At 62.4% G+C, this 13,998-nt stretch carries 15 protein-coding genes; 5 read left to right on the forward strand and 10 right to left on the reverse strand.

Going from position 1 to position 13,998, the window contains the following annotated elements; genetic code table 11:
- Nucleotides 1-201 (reverse strand): hypothetical protein (locus Q376_RS25275; RefSeq protein ID WP_027351804.1); only part of this gene is annotated, 201 nt, incomplete at its 3' end.
- Between the two features lie 92 nt (nucleotides 202-293).
- Between Q376_RS25275 and Q376_RS0120075 the strand changes: the two genes are divergently transcribed.
- Both Q376_RS0120075 and Q376_RS0120080 read left to right on the forward strand, forming a co-directional pair.
- Entirely contained in the window at nucleotides 294-1,145 is an 852-nt protein-coding gene (locus Q376_RS0120075) for an alpha/beta fold hydrolase (protein WP_027351805.1), read from the forward strand.
- 21 nt (nucleotides 1,146-1,166) lie between these two features.
- Nucleotides 1,167-1,988, forward strand: a complete 822-nt coding sequence (locus Q376_RS0120080; RefSeq protein WP_027351806.1) for an alpha/beta fold hydrolase — start codon at nucleotides 1,167-1,169, stop codon at nucleotides 1,986-1,988.
- A gap of 31 nt (nucleotides 1,989-2,019) precedes the next feature.
- Here Q376_RS0120080 and hydA read toward each other — a convergent pair whose 3' ends face one another.
- From hydA to Q376_RS0120115, 7 genes are all read right to left on the reverse strand, one after another.
- Nucleotides 2,020-3,456 carry a dihydropyrimidinase gene (gene hydA, locus Q376_RS0120085; RefSeq protein ID WP_027351807.1) on the reverse strand — a complete coding sequence of 479 codons (1,437 nt, stop codon included), beginning with the start codon at nucleotides 3,454-3,456 and terminating at the stop codon, nucleotides 2,020-2,022.
- A gap of 2 nt (nucleotides 3,457-3,458) precedes the next feature.
- A complete protein-coding gene (locus Q376_RS0120090) occupies nucleotides 3,459-4,184 on the reverse strand; it encodes a maleate cis-trans isomerase family protein (protein WP_027351808.1) in 726 nt (241 codons plus the stop codon).
- A gap of 184 nt (nucleotides 4,185-4,368) precedes the next feature.
- Nucleotides 4,369-5,178: an SDR family NAD(P)-dependent oxidoreductase gene (locus tag Q376_RS0120095; RefSeq protein ID WP_211266740.1), complete on the reverse strand. Its 810-nt coding sequence runs from the start codon at nucleotides 5,176-5,178 to the stop codon at nucleotides 4,369-4,371.
- Nucleotides 5,175-6,179: an NAD-dependent epimerase/dehydratase family protein gene (locus Q376_RS23750; protein ID WP_052365582.1), complete on the reverse strand. Its 1,005-nt coding sequence runs from the start codon at nucleotides 6,177-6,179 to the stop codon at nucleotides 5,175-5,177. Before Q376_RS23750 ends, Q376_RS0120095 begins: the two co-directional genes overlap by 4 nt.
- 1 nt (nucleotide 6,180) lies before the next feature.
- Nucleotides 6,181-6,951, reverse strand: coding sequence for an ABC transporter ATP-binding protein (locus Q376_RS0120105; RefSeq protein ID WP_027351810.1), 771 nt, complete (start codon nucleotides 6,949-6,951; stop codon nucleotides 6,181-6,183).
- 4 nt (nucleotides 6,952-6,955) lie between these two features.
- A complete protein-coding gene (locus tag Q376_RS0120110) occupies nucleotides 6,956-7,783 on the reverse strand; it encodes an ABC transporter permease (protein WP_027351811.1) in 828 nt (275 codons plus the stop codon).
- Nucleotides 7,784-7,792: 9 nt separating this feature from the next.
- Nucleotides 7,793-8,821, reverse strand: coding sequence for an ABC transporter substrate-binding protein (locus Q376_RS0120115; protein WP_027351812.1), 1,029 nt, complete (start codon nucleotides 8,819-8,821; stop codon nucleotides 7,793-7,795).
- Between the two features lie 357 nt (nucleotides 8,822-9,178).
- Between Q376_RS0120115 and Q376_RS0120120 the strand changes: the two genes are divergently transcribed.
- From Q376_RS0120120 to Q376_RS0120130, 3 genes are all read left to right on the forward strand, one after another.
- Nucleotides 9,179-9,907: a GntR family transcriptional regulator gene (locus tag Q376_RS0120120; protein WP_081803682.1), complete on the forward strand. Its 729-nt coding sequence runs from the start codon at nucleotides 9,179-9,181 to the stop codon at nucleotides 9,905-9,907.
- Nucleotides 9,908-10,094: 187 nt separating this feature from the next.
- A complete protein-coding gene (locus tag Q376_RS0120125; RefSeq protein ID WP_027351814.1) occupies nucleotides 10,095-10,841 on the forward strand; it encodes an aspartate/glutamate racemase family protein in 747 nt (248 codons plus the stop codon).
- Nucleotides 10,842-11,053: 212 nt separating this feature from the next.
- Entirely contained in the window at nucleotides 11,054-12,556 is a 1,503-nt protein-coding gene (locus tag Q376_RS0120130; RefSeq protein WP_027351815.1) for a fumarate hydratase, read from the forward strand.
- 409 nt (nucleotides 12,557-12,965) lie between these two features.
- On the opposite strand, the gene Q376_RS0120140 is transcribed toward Q376_RS0120130, so the two are convergent.
- Both Q376_RS0120140 and rpe read right to left on the reverse strand, forming a co-directional pair.
- Nucleotides 12,966-13,256: a GIY-YIG nuclease family protein gene (locus Q376_RS0120140; protein WP_043449114.1), complete on the reverse strand. Its 291-nt coding sequence runs from the start codon at nucleotides 13,254-13,256 to the stop codon at nucleotides 12,966-12,968.
- Nucleotides 13,246-13,959: a ribulose-phosphate 3-epimerase gene (gene rpe, locus Q376_RS0120145; RefSeq protein WP_027351818.1), complete on the reverse strand. Its 714-nt coding sequence runs from the start codon at nucleotides 13,957-13,959 to the stop codon at nucleotides 13,246-13,248. The genes Q376_RS0120140 and rpe overlap by 11 nt, the downstream gene beginning before the upstream one ends.
- Nucleotides 13,960-13,998 lie beyond the last annotated feature (39 nt).

Below are 13,998 nucleotides of genomic sequence, written 5' to 3' on the forward strand. Positions count from 1 at the left end.
CCGGGCCTCGGCGCCAAGGCCGTGGTTCGACTCGGGCCCCATCTCTTTTCGCTCGCGGCCCAGCTCGATGAAGGCCCGGCTTACCACGAACGGAGAAAAGACCGGGCCTTGCAGCCCAAGATGTGGTTTGACTCCGACACCCGTCACTTTAGCCAGCGCGACGAGTCGAAAGGCATGAACGAACTTGAAACGCGCTATCATTTCTCCGCACGCTCTACCCCAGGCGATGAGCTACGCTGGGTGAACACTCCGCCGTCGCGGAGATCTTTTCGTGGACGACCAAGGGGGACAGGATGCCTTATCTGAACGTCACTCATCCGAATCAGGATGTACTCAACCTCCATTTCGTCGATACCGGATTCAAGGACCCCACCGCGCCCGGCGCAACGGTAGTGCTGATTCACGGCTGGCCGTTGAGCCATAGAATGTGGGAGCCGCAGCTCGAGGCGCTCTACCAGGCCGGCCATCGGGCGATCGCCTACGATCGCCGAGGCTTCGGTGATAGCAGCAAACCTTGGAGTGGCTACGACTACGACACCCTGAGCGACGATCTCCACGCCCTGCTCGAGGCGCTCGACCTCGAGCAGGTGGTACTGGTCGGTTTCTCGATGGGCGGCGGTGAAGTGGCACGCTACATCGCGCGTCACGGCGAGCAGCGAATCTCGAAACTGGCGCTGCTCGGTGCGGTCACCCCCTACCTGCTGAAGGATGAGAGCAACCCGGAGGGCGTCGATGGCTCGGTGTTCGAGCAGATGCTCGACGGCGTGCGCAAGGATCGCCCGGCATTCCTCGCGCCGTTCGGCAAGGCGTTCCTCAATTGGAGCGAAGAGCAGCCGAGCGTCTCCCCCGAATGGCTCGACTACAACCGGATCATTGCGCTGTTCGCCTCGCCGCACGGGACCCTCGAATGCATCAAGGCGTTCTCCGCCACCGACTTCCGCGATGACCTCAAGCGCATCAAGCTGCCGACCTTGGTGCTCCATGGCGACAGCGACCAGACCGTGCCGTTCGAAGTCAGCGGCAAGCGGGTGACCGAGTTCGTTCCCCATGCCCAGGTCGAGCTCATCGAAGGTGGACCTCACGGCTTCAACCTTACCCATGTCGAGCATACCAATCGGCAGCTGCTCGATTTCATCAAGGCGTAAGCCTGGGTCGAGAGAGCGACGATGCCTTACGTCAATATCCAGCGCCGCGACGGCGAGGTGATCAATCTGCACTATCGCCGCGCCGGAAGTTCAGACCGACCACCGGTGGTACTGCTGCATGGCTGGGCCTCTGGCCTGGAAATGTGGGAGCCCCAGATCGAAGCGCTGGTCGCGTCGGGGCATCAGGTGATCGCCTACGACCAGCGCGGCTGCGGGGCATCGAGCCAGCAGTGGCACGGCCATGATCTGGCAAGCCAGGCGGACGATCTCGATGCGCTGCTGCGGGCGCTCGAACTCGATCAAGTCGCGCTGGTCGGCTACTCACTGGGCGCTGCGATCGTGGCGAGCCACGCCGCCCGGCACGGCATAGAGCGTGTGCGCCGCGCGGTCTTGATCGGTACCACCACGCCCCAGCTCAGCGAGGATGCACCGCTCGGTGAGCTGATGGCCCGTCTCGATGCAGATTTGCTCCGAGCCATCGCCTGGTGCCAGCAGCGCGCGTTCGGCGACTATCGCGATCGGCTCGGTCCACAGGGCTCAGCCTATCTCGACGCGATCGCACGGCGCTGCATGCCACGTGCGCTGCGCGAGCGGGCCCGCCATTGGTGCGAGGCCGAGCTCCATCGAGCATTGGGCCATCTCACCCGCCCCACCCTGCTGGTCCACGGCGAAGCCGACGAGCTCGCGCCACTGGTCGGCTGCGCCGAAGCGAGCCTAGCAAAACTTCCCGATGCGCGGCTCGAAGTGATCACCAGGGCACCCCATGCGCTGACCGTCACCCACCCTCGGCGAGTCAACCGCGTGCTGCTCGACTTCCTCGCCGCGCGTCCGCAACGCGGCTGAGGCTCGGATAGTCGACCGGAAGCAGGCGAACTCACAGTGGTAGCTCAGTATCGCGCCGACGGATCCTGGCCGGTAGCGGAAGCGCACCGGGCAAGAACCGTCCCCATCCGGCGCGGCCGCGAAATTCACCGTCCCAGACCACCTCGCCGCGCGATAGGGTCAGTGCTGGCCAAGCGCTCAGCCGCATGCCGGCATAGGGGGTATAGTCGACATTGTGGTGGAGCCGGTCGTTGTCGAGCTGAAAGGGCCGCCCTTCGTCCCAGATCACCAGGTCGGCATCCGCACCGATGGCGATACTGCCCTTGCGTGGATAGAGGCCATAGAGTTTGGCGACATTGGTCGAGGTAAGAGCGACGAAGCTCTGCGCAGTGATCCGGCCAGTGCGCACGCCTTCCGACCAGAGCAGCGCCATTCGCGTTTCCACCCCGGGGATGCCGTTGGCGATCCGATCGAAGGAGGCATCCTCTCCATGGGCGCGCTTGCCGTCGCTGCCACCGTAACGAAACGGCGCATGGTCCGAGGAAAACAACTCGAAGAAGCCATTCTCCAGTCCATCCCAGATCACGCGTTGGTTGGCGGCGTCACGTGGCGGCGGGCTGCAGATGCACTTGGCGCCTTCGAAGCTGTCGTCGCAACCAAGCGAATCGGCGGTCAGGAATAGGTACTGAGGACAGGTTTCAGCGTAGACCTTGAGTCCTTGTCCCTGCGCCCAGCGAATCTGCTCGACGGCCTCGCGGCCGGAGACGTGGACGATGACGATCGGCACGTCGACCAACTCAGCCAGAGCGATCGCACGGTGGGTCGCCTCTCGCTCCACCAGCATAGGTCGCGAGTAAGCGTGGTAGCGCGGTGCGGTATGCCCCGCGGCGAGCAGTCGCTCGGTCAGCCAAGCGATGCAGTCGCTGTTTTCAGCGTGCAGCATCACCATCGCGCCTTCTCGGCGAGCAACAGAGAGGGTCTCGAGGATCTGCCTGTCGTCCAGTTTGAGCGCGTCGTAGGTCATGTAGAGCTTGAACGAGGTGTAGCCCTCAGCGATCAGCGCTGGCAGCTCGTGATGCAGGATCTCTGGCGTCGGATCGGTGACGATCAAATGGAAAGCGTAGTCGATCACTGGCTTGTCGGCGGCGCGACGATGATAGTCGTCTACCGCCGCCCGCAGGCTCTGGCCCTTCTGCTGACAGGCGAAAGGAATCACCGTAGTGGTGCCACCGCAGGCCGCAGAGGCGGTACCGCTGAAGAAGTCGTCGGCCATCACCGAGCCGTCGCCGGTGGGCTGATCGAAGTGGACGTGGCCGTCGATCCCGCCCGGCGTTACATGACGGCCGGCGGCATCGATCTCATTGCGCCCGGTAGGCAGATCGAAACCGAGGGCGACGATACGCCCCTCATGGATACCGATGTCGCTGGCGAAGACATCCGCCGCGGTGACCACTCGAGCATTGCGGATGACCGTATCGAAAGAATGCATGTTCAAGCCTCCTGAAGCAGCCGGCCCCAGCCGCTGACGCAGCGGCTGTCGACACCCGCCTTACGCAGCATGTCCCAGACCACCGTGGTGATGGTGTCGAATACCGGAACGCCGAACTGCGCCTCCCATAGTTCGACTCGATGCGCCGCGCGAAGGTTGGTGCAGAAGATAGTGACCGCCTCCACACCGGCGGCGGCGACCTCTGCGACCTGACGATCCAGGGTCGCTTCCTCGACCTCGGCGAAGGAGAAGTTGTTTTCCAGCGAAAGGTGGCTCTCGCTACTGGTATCGATACCGAGGGCGGCATAGTGGGCAATGATCTTTGCCTGGACATTGCCTAGGTATGGTGAAACCAAGCCCAGCCGCTGGACGCCGAACGCCTGCAGGGCCTTGTTCAGAGCCAGCACTGAGGTGGTCGCCGCAATTCCAGTGGTATCGGTGATAGCCGCGCACAGTGCCTCGTCCTCGGCGAAACCGAGCCAGCCGGCGGAGGTTCCACTCCAACCGATCACGTCGACACGAGCGTCGGCGAGCAGTCTTGCGGCAGCGAGTATGCGCTCGCGCTGGAACTGGCCGAGGGCATCGGCACTGAGCGCGATCCGCGTCACCGGAAAACGCGCAAAGTGCACACTGACGCCTGGCAGTCGTGCCACCAGAGCCTGAGTCAGCGGTTCCAACACGGTGTTGGAAGAAGGCGTGAGCACGCCGAGGCGAATGGGTAGGGTCATCGGGTGAATCCACATGCAGTTGAAGGGGTGCGTATCTGGTTCGAGCAGTGCTGCCAATGCACGCGTCCTGATCGGCTCAGGGCCCAGGTGGCAAATCCAACCGACAAGGTGCGTCAAAAGTGGCCGGAGAGCGCATGAGCAGCCCTGCGATGACTGACGTTCGATGGAGTGGCGAACCAGCGAGTCATGCCGCCATCCAGCCACCATCGACCATCAGCGTGGCGCCGGTGATGAAACTCGCGTCATCACTCGCTAGAAAGAGAACGGCACGAGCGACATCGTCGGGGCGACCAAGGCGCCGCCACGGCGTGCGCCTCAAAGCCCGTTCGACGACCGCTGGGTCGGTCGCCCGGCCGCCTTGACCGGTGTGGATCTTGCCCGGCGCGACGGCATTGCAGACGATTTTCCGCCCAGCGTAGTCGGTCGCGATCTGGCGGGTCAGATAGTCGACACCAGCCTTGCTGACGCCATAGGCCAAATCATCCGGCGCGGCAATCAGGCCGTGTTGGGAGGAGAGATTGATGATCCGGCCACGGGTTTCGTTGACCGGTGCTTGGCGCACCATCTGGCGGATCGCGGCGCGACAGCAGCGGTAGACGCCAGACAGATTGACGTCGAGAATCCGCCACCAGTCCTGTTCTTCAAGCTCCAGTAGCGGCCGCGGATGTCGAATGCAGGCATTGTTGACCAGCACATCGAGCCGACCGAAACGGGCCACGGTATCAGCGATCAACCCATCGACTTGCGCGGTAACCGCGACATCGGTGCGATGGAATACTGCAAGATGACCATCACGAGCGATCAGCTCCGCGGTCGGTTCGCCACCCTCGATGACATCAGTGGTCAGATCGGCGATCACCACTCGTGCGCCCTGCGCGGCAAGCCGCCGCGCGATGGCTCTGCCGATACCGGAAGCAGCGCCCGTAACGATGCATACCTTTCCGGCCATGCTCATCTCGACGGCGACCGAAGGGATGGGCGAAATATCCGTCATGTCCACACTCCAGATTCGAAGACGTCGACGCCATGGCGTGCTATCCAGGCATGGAAGTCTTTTTCCGCCTCGACCAGACCAAAGCGAGGTACGAAGCCCGTGTCGGCGATGAGCCTTGTGACATCCATCGAGGCTCGGTCGTAATGCGCGAAATAATCGATGTTGGCCATCTCACCAGCCGCGGCAAGTCGCCAGGAAAATCCCGGATAGCGGGGTGCGATTCGTTGGCACCATTGTTCGATGCTCCATTCGAAGCCGGCGGCGATGTTGTAGATGGGCCAGCGCCACCTAGACTGCGCGAGCAGCGTGGCGATGGCGCTGGCCGCGTCGCGCACGTACAACCAGTCTCGCTTTCCTGCTCGAGGAATGATTACCGCGGCCCCCCGCCGCGCCAAACTCAGCACCTGGAACGGGGCGCTGAGCGTATCGCGCACGCCAGTGTCGGCTTCCCAAGGCCCGAAGCAGGTGCCCAACCGACCGGTCACCAGTGAGATTCCCGCCAACGCAGCCAATCGCTGAGCGGCTTCCTCCGCAGCTCGCTTGGACATGCCGTACAGCCCTTCGGGCAGCAAGGGCGTCGTTGCTTCGCGCAAGGGCTCAGGGTAGCGCCCACTCTCGCCATACACCGATCCGGAGCTCACCTGCAGCACGCGCTCGACACCACAATCCACCGCCGCCGCCACGGCAGCCAGGGTACCGCCCACATTGACGTCGAAAATCGCCTGGGGCCCCAATCGCTCGCGCGTGACGTCGGCGGTGATGGCTGCGAGCGTGATGAGGCGGTCGGGGCGATGACGATCCATGCACTGGTGCAAGCCTTTCGCGTCGCGTACATCGCCGGTCTCGATCACGAACCGTCCCGGCAACCGCGCGAAAATTCTCAAAGCGACGTCCGGCGGCATAGACAGGTCGTACCCGATCACCTCTTCACCGCAGGCCAGCAGGTGCTCAGTGAGCGCCAACCCGACGAAACCGCTGCTACCAGTGATGAAAGTCGTCATCTCAAGCCCAATCCTTGACAGGCTCGGGCCGCAACAAGGAAAGGATATGGCGCTTGTAGTCATTGAAAGCAGTACTAGTCGGGTCACGGGGGCGGTCGAGATCGATAGGAATCAGTTCACGTATCCGTCCAGGACGAGCCGACATGACTGCAACGTGGGTACCCAGCGCAAGTGATTCATCGATACCGTGGGTAACGAATACGATGGTGCTCTGGCTTTCACGCCAGATACGTATCAGTTCTCCGTGCATATCCATCTTGGTCTGTTCGTCCAGAGCCCCGAAAGGCTCATCCATGAGAATGACCTCCGGGTTCATCAACAGTGCTCGGGCAATTCCCACACGCTGATTCATGCCGCCGGACAGCTCGCTGGGAAAATGGTTCTCGAACCCCTGTAAGCCGACCATTTCGATGAAACGTTGCGCTTTTTCCCGACGAATCGCTTTGCCGATGCCTTGCATCTTCAGATAGAAAGCGACGTTTTCCCATACCGGCAGCCAGGGCATCAAAGTCGGCTGCTGAAATACCACGCCCCGGTCGGCGCCAGGCCGCCTGATGACCTGGCCGCCGACTCGAACCGTGCCTTGTGAAGGCTCATCGAATCCAGCAATCAAGTTGAGCAGCGTCGATTTTCCACATCCACTTGGACCGAGCAGACAAATGAACTCACCGCGGCCCACGTCGATGCTTACATCATCCAGCGCGACGATGCCCGTCTTGCGATTGGAATCGCCGAATATGCGCGATACGTGATCTATACTGATCAGCGCCATGAGCTCATCCCCCCTTGGTCTGCAGAGTGGATCCACGTTGCCAACGCAAAACGTGCGCTGCGATACGTTTGATGACGAAATCGCTTAGAAAGCCAAGCAAGCCAATACTGATCATCGAAGCGATAACGATGTCGTAGCGCAGAAAATAGTAGGAGTCCCAAAGGACATAACCCACACCGCTCTTGACCGCCACCATTTCGGCGGTCACGGTCAGCATCCAGGCGGAGCCGATCGCGATACGCAATCCTGAAAAGATGCTCGGCAACGCTGCCGGAAACACGATGTGACACAGTAACTTCACAGTCGTTCCACCGGTCATCGCGCCGGCTCTTAGCAGATCACGGTCGCAGCCCTTCACACCATGAATGGCGCTTAGCAGGACCGGGAAGAACGACCCCATGAACACCAGGAAGATCGCAGGTTTATCCGCAATCCCAAACCAAATGATCGCCAATGGAATCCACGATACCGGTGGGACGGGGCGGAGGATCTGCAGCACCGGCTCGATCAGAGCCTCCACGGTGCGTGACCAGCCAATGGCCATGCCAATGGTGACGCCGAGTAGCATTGCGAGCAGGAACCCGGAAAATACGCGAAACGCACTCGCCGCCGAGTCGAAGATCCAACGCCCTGAATAGCTCTGTGTGTTGCCATCGGTGCCGAAGACCCAGTCCGCCCAGGCAACCACCACTTGCGATGGCGCCGGCAGCAGGGCCGGGGGAAGAATGCCCGACCGGGAGAATGTCTCCCAACCGGCAATCAACAAGATGGGTACGATGCCCCGCTCGATCCGCTTATAGATGGCTACCAGCAAAGAAGGAAAACTCATCATGGTCCCGTCTCAGTAGCCGAGTTCGGTCTTGGGCTTGTTGGTGACCGCTTCGAGGAAGCTGTAGTCCAAGTTCTCCTCCACCGCCGCCGACACGTCATTACCGATGTATCTCAAGTCACGCATCATGTCTGCAATAGCCACGGCGGATGCGCGATGCATCCGATAGTCCGGATAGAGATTCTCGACAGCGCCAGTAGCAATCGCATTATCCAGGCCGGTGACACGCTCGATGGTATCGATGAACAGCGCCTTGTCGTTAATCATCAAGTCATTCACCTTGACGATGGCCCGTACCGCCTCCTCTACGCCTTGGCGATTCGATTCGATGACGTCCGAGCGCGTCACGATGAGATTAGTGAGCTTGCCCGCTGCTTGGTCATACGGGAACGTGAAGAACTTTGCAGCCCCGACTTCGCGAATCTGGGTCGCGAATGGATCTACCGAAGTGATCAGTTCGACCTCACCACGACGCAGCGCCTGAAGATGATCCGAAGGATTGGGGATGTTGACGAATTGGACATCCTCATTGATGTCGATGCCATGATTCGCGAAAGCACCACGCATATGGATGTCCTGGGCATTTCCTCGCGAGGCCGCAACTCGGAAGGGTTTGCCTTCCTGTTTGTATTGGTCGATCAGCGCCTTCATGCCATCCCAATCGTTCTCGACCACCGGCAAATCATTGGCGACAAGCACCTGTGAGCCACCATTGATCTGGCCGGAAATAGCGATCACATCAAAACCTCTATCGAGCGCGGTGGCATAGTGCAGGTAGGTAACCTGGGCAACGTCGATGCTCTTCGATAAAAGGGCCGTCAGAACGTCGTTACCAGTATTGAATTCGATCGCCTCGAGCGCAACGCCGGTTGCATTCTGCGGGGTCAACGACAACGGTGTGCAGTGCGCGCACTTCGCGTAGCCAAGCTTCAGCGATGGCTCGTCGGCGGCCTGGGCCAAGGAGAACAAAAAAGCGGTGGTCAGCAGCAATAGACCGGCGACATGCTTGAGCAAGACATACAGCAGGCGGGCGGTAGGCATCTCTAAGCTCTCCGATTGTCACTAGATATTTGCATAATTGTGACAAAACACCTGCAATGGCCATGCCACACTTGTGCCAATCTTCATATCAACTACTTTTCGCCAAGCGAACGGCAGCGGGAAATGTCTACCAAACGCGGCTATCCGGCCAGAAACGTCACGTGCGGGGGCACCGTCGCGATAACGCCCCAACCTAGCAAAAGAGCGCTCCTCCACCGGAATCGTGCGCGATGAGGGTGCAGCAGGAATGATGGCGATCAGCGGTGGTGCGCATTTGGACAAACACGGACTGTTTTGTGACAATCATGCCTACGACTGCACAAGCCCTCCCGTGCACGGTCAACGAGGACAATCCCCGTGCTTAGCGAAAAAGAACCTTCCCGTACCCGCCAACCTCGCAGCCCCGGGCAGACCCTGGGGACGATAGAGAAGCTGGACGCCATCTATGAACGCATCCTGACCGCAGTGATGGAGCACCGGCTGATTCCAGGTACCAAACTGGTGGAAGAAAAGCTCGCTGGCGTCTTCGGCGTAAACCGCACGCGCATTCGCGAAGTGCTGGCGCGCTTGGCCTATGAGGGCGTGGTGACGACCATTCCCAACCGCGGTGCCTTTATCGCCAGTCCCACGGTGGAGGAAGCCCGGCATATCTTCCAGGCGCGGCGCATCCTCGAGCCGGCGCTCATCCGTAGCCTGGCCGACCAAGCCGGCGCCGAAGAGTTCCGGCGCCTACATGCCCATGTGGCGGAGGAGCGCGCCGCGCGCGAGCGCGACGACAAGCGCACGGTGATCCGCCTGTCGGGCGAGTTTCACCTGCTGATCGCAGAGATGGTCGGCAGCCCGCCGCTGATCAAGCTGATGCGTGAACTGGCGTCGCTGACCTGCTTGATCATCCTGCTCTACGATTCGCCGCATGTGCCGGCCTGCCCCAACCACGAGCATACCGACATCATCGAGGCCATGGAGAAAAAGGGCCCGGACGCCGCGATCGCACTGATGCTGGGCCACCTCGATCATATCGAGGCGACTCTGGATCTGTCCGTTCCGAATGATCCCGAGGTAGATCTCGAAGCGATCTTCAGCTGACCCGGCCAGGCTACGACCCGGCAGCGACCGGCAGGCCAACGCCACCATCAGAAGGTGGAATGTCGTGGCTCGCCGAACCACACCCGATCGATGACAGAGTGCCGTGTCCAAGACGGTTCAACCCAAACCGCCCGATAATCGGTCGTTCATCACCCTTATACCGCTGCCCACCCACGCTGGAGTCCAGATGAAATTGCTGATCATCAATCCGAACATTTCCCAGAGCGTCACCGACCTGATCGAGGCAGAAGCCCGACGCGTGGCCGCTGCGGACACCTTGATCGAGATGGCCACCGCCCGCAGCGGCGTGGCCTACATCGAGACCCGCTTCGAAGCCCTTCTAGGCGCGCACGCCGCGGCGACCCTCGCCGGTGAGCGGGTGGGCCACTATGATGCCGTGCTGATCGCTGCGTTCGGCGACCCGGGACTGCCAGCGTTGAAGGAGGCACTCGAGGTGCCAGTGGTCGGCATGACCGAAGCATCGCTGATGACAGCGGCACAGCTGGGCCAGCGCATCTCGATCATCGCTATTTCCCGGCGTATCACCGCCTGGTATCGCGAGTGCGTCGACCAATGTGGCCTGCTGGGCCGCCTCGCCACGATTCGCCATCTCGATGCGGCGCTGCGCGATCCGGGCAGCGTGCAGGCCGACCACGCAGCCCGATTGCTGGAGCTCAGCCGGCTGGCCGTAGAGCAGGACGGTGCCGATGTACTGATCCTCGCCGGAGCGCCCTTGGCCGGCTTGGCGCGAACCCTCGCCGGGCAACTGCCGGTGCCGGTGGTGGACGGGGTTTCGAGCGGCGTCTGTCAGGCTCAAGTGCTGGTCCGGCTGAACGCCGGAAAAGCCCTCCAAGGCAGTTTCGCCCGCCCTCCGAAAAAGCCCCATGCGGGACTGGCTGACGGCTTGGCCGCGCTGCTGCAGCGCGACGCTTGAGCCACGTCTATCTACCTATCGCTTGGATGGTCTGGCTCACCATCGCCGAACGAGAAAGACGTACAATGTCCGCGTCAGCTCACCGCGCTCCCTGACAGAGCGCACCGACCGATGCGTCGAAGCTACCGCATCGGCCTGGAAGGCCAAGCCACCCTCGCCTTCCAGGATGACCCATAACCACGTTTGTCGCCGAGAACGAACGGAGAGAGATCATGACCGTGATCCGCCAGCAGGACCTGATCGAGAGCGTCGCTGACGCGCTCCAGTACATTTCCTACTATCACCCCAAGGATTTCATCCAGGCGATGAACCAGGCCTACGAGCGCGAGGAGAACCCCGCCGCTCGCGATGCCATTGCCCAGATCCTGATCAATTCGCGCATGTGCGCCACCGGCCACCGGCCGATCTGCCAGGATACGGGGATCGTCACCGTATTCGTGCACGTCGGTATGGACGTACGCTGGGAGGCTGAGCTTAGCCTCGATGAGATGATCAACGAGGGCGTGCGCCGGGCCTACAATCACCCGGACAACGTGCTGCGCGCCTCGATCCTCGCCGATCCCGATGGCGCGCGGCGCAATACCAAGGACAACACCCCGGCGATCATCCATCACAAGCTGGTGCCGGGCGATAAGCTCGAGATCCACGTCGCCGCGAAAGGCGGCGGCAGCGAGGCGAAGACCAAGTTCGCGATGCTCAACCCCTCCGACAGCGTGGTCGACTGGGTGCTCGAGCAGGTGCCGAAGATGGGCGCGGGCTGGTGCCCGCCGGGCATGCTCGGTATCGGTATCGGCGGTACCGCCGAGAAGGCGATGGAGCTTGCCAAGGAGTCGCTGCTCGATCCGATCGACATCCAGGAGCTGCAGGCGCGCGGCGCCTCCAACCGCGCGGAGGAGCTCAGGCTCGAGCTGTTCGACAAGGTCAATCGCTTGGGGATAGGCGCCCAGGGCCTCGGTGGCCTGACCACGGTGCTCGACATCAAGGTCAAGGACTACCCGACCCATGCGGCCAACAAGCCGGTGGCGATCATTCCCAACTGCGCCGCCACTCGCCATGTCCACTTCACCCTCGACGGCTCTGGGCCCGCGCGGCTGCCGGCGCCGAACATCGACGATTGGCCCGAAATCACCTGGGAGGCCGGCGAAGGCGTCAAGCGGGTCGATCTCGACGGCATCACCGCGGAAGAGGTGGCGAGCTGGAAGCCGGGCGACACCCTGCTGCTTTCCGGCAAGCTGCTGACCGGCCGCGACGCCGCCCACAAGCGCATGGTCGAGATGCTCGATCGCGGTGAGCCGCTGCCCGTCGATCTCACCGGGCGCTTCATCTACTACGTCGGCCCGGTCGACCCGGTCGAGGGCGAAGTGGTCGGCCCCGCCGGCCCGACCACCGCGACGCGGATGGACAAGTTCACCCGAGTGATCCTCGAACGCGCAGGGCTCCTGGGCATGGTCGGCAAGGCCGAACGCGGCCCGGTGGCGATCGAGGCGATCAAGGACAACGGCGCGGTGTACCTGATGGCGGTGGGCGGCGCGGCCTACCTGGTCGCCCAGGCGATCAAGGCCTCCAGGGTGCTGGCCTTCGAGGACCTGGGCATGGAGGCGATCTACGAGTTCGAGGTCGAGGACATGCCGGTCACCGTCGCGGTCGACAGCCTCGGCGACAGCGTCCACCAGAGCGGCCCGGCGAAGTGGAAGGAGCTGATCGCCCGGCGCTGAGCTCGCACTTAGAATCATGCCCTGATCGCCCGCCCTCCGGCGGGCGATCGCAGATTAATGACAAACCCCTTTTGACCCAGCGACGCTTTCGATCCTGGCGAGTCGAGAACCGTTTGGATCCCAACGCACCTCTTGCTCGCTTAAATGCGAGGGGCGGTCCCCTCGCGCTCCCCCTGAAAGGGGACGCGCCGCCACGAGATCGCGAAACCCTGGCCGATCAATCGCTTGCCCTCGGGTCGGCGCGCATGGACGTCCCTGTCCGGGCGCGCCTTTTGCGACATCCATGTCGCAAACCCCGGTGCAAGCAATTGCCGGCCAGCGCGCTCTCGGAGGCGGCTGGAAGTCATCGTGGCGTCTTCAAATACTTTGTCAGCAGTCTGGGGCATGCGTTCGACCCCGAGGTCTCGCATCAGAGCAGCGAGTCGAGCGGGCGCCGCCCCTCCACCACCTGGAGCTTGTCGGCGCGCTTCAGCCGCTTGAGCGCGCACTCGAGACGCAGCGCCTGCGAGCGATTCCCCACCGCCTGGCTAAAACGCAGCGACAGCGGGCCTTTGCCGCGCAGTGCCCGGGCACCGCGCGGGCCGCAGGCGTGCTCCTCGATGCGTCGGGCGACGTCGGTGGTGATGCCGGTATAGAGCTTGCCTTCCGAGGTCTCGACCACATAGAGCCACCAGCCTTCCGAGGCTTTTTCAGCCGACATCCGCAAGGCGCTCGCGGAACCCGCGGATGACGCTGTCGTAGCCGTGGGGATCGTCGCTACGATGGGCGCTGAACACCGCCGAGCCGGCGACGAAGGTGTCCGCGCCGGCGCGCGCGATCTCGACCACGTTGTCGAGCTTGACCCCGCCGTCCACCTCGAGGCGGATCGCGCGGCCGCTCTGGTCGATGATCCGGCGTGCGTCGCGCAGCTTGTCGAGCATCGCAGGGATGAACGATTGCCCGCCGAAACCGGGGTTGACGCTCATGATCAGCACCATGTCGAGCTTGTCGATCACGTAGTCGAGATAGGAGAGCGGCGTCGCCGGGTTGAATACCAGCCCAGCCTTGCAGCCGCCATCGCGGATCAGCGACAGCGAGCGGTCGATGTGCTGGCTGGCCTCGGGGTGGAAGGTGATGTAGCTGGCGCCGGCGTCGATGAACTGCTCGATCAGCTGGTCGACCGGGCTGACCATCAGGTGCACGTCGATCGGCGCTTCGATACCGGTGCGCTGCATGTGGGCGTAAAGCGACTTGCACACCGCCGGGCCGATGGTCAGGTTCGGCACGTAGTGGTTGTCCATCACGTCGAAGTGGATCAGGTCGGCGCCGCTCTGGATCACCTCCTCGACCTCCTGGCCGAGTCGCGCGAAATCGGCGGAAAGGATCGAGGGAGCGATCTTGTGATCCATGGAAGCTGCGGCCATCGGCGTCTCCGAATCAGGCAATGGTGGGGGAAAAGGGAT

The sequence above is a fragment of the Halotalea alkalilenta DSM 17697 genome, from assembly GCF_000621205.1.
Taxonomy (GTDB): Bacteria; Pseudomonadota; Gammaproteobacteria; order Pseudomonadales; family Halomonadaceae; genus Halotalea; species Halotalea alkalilenta.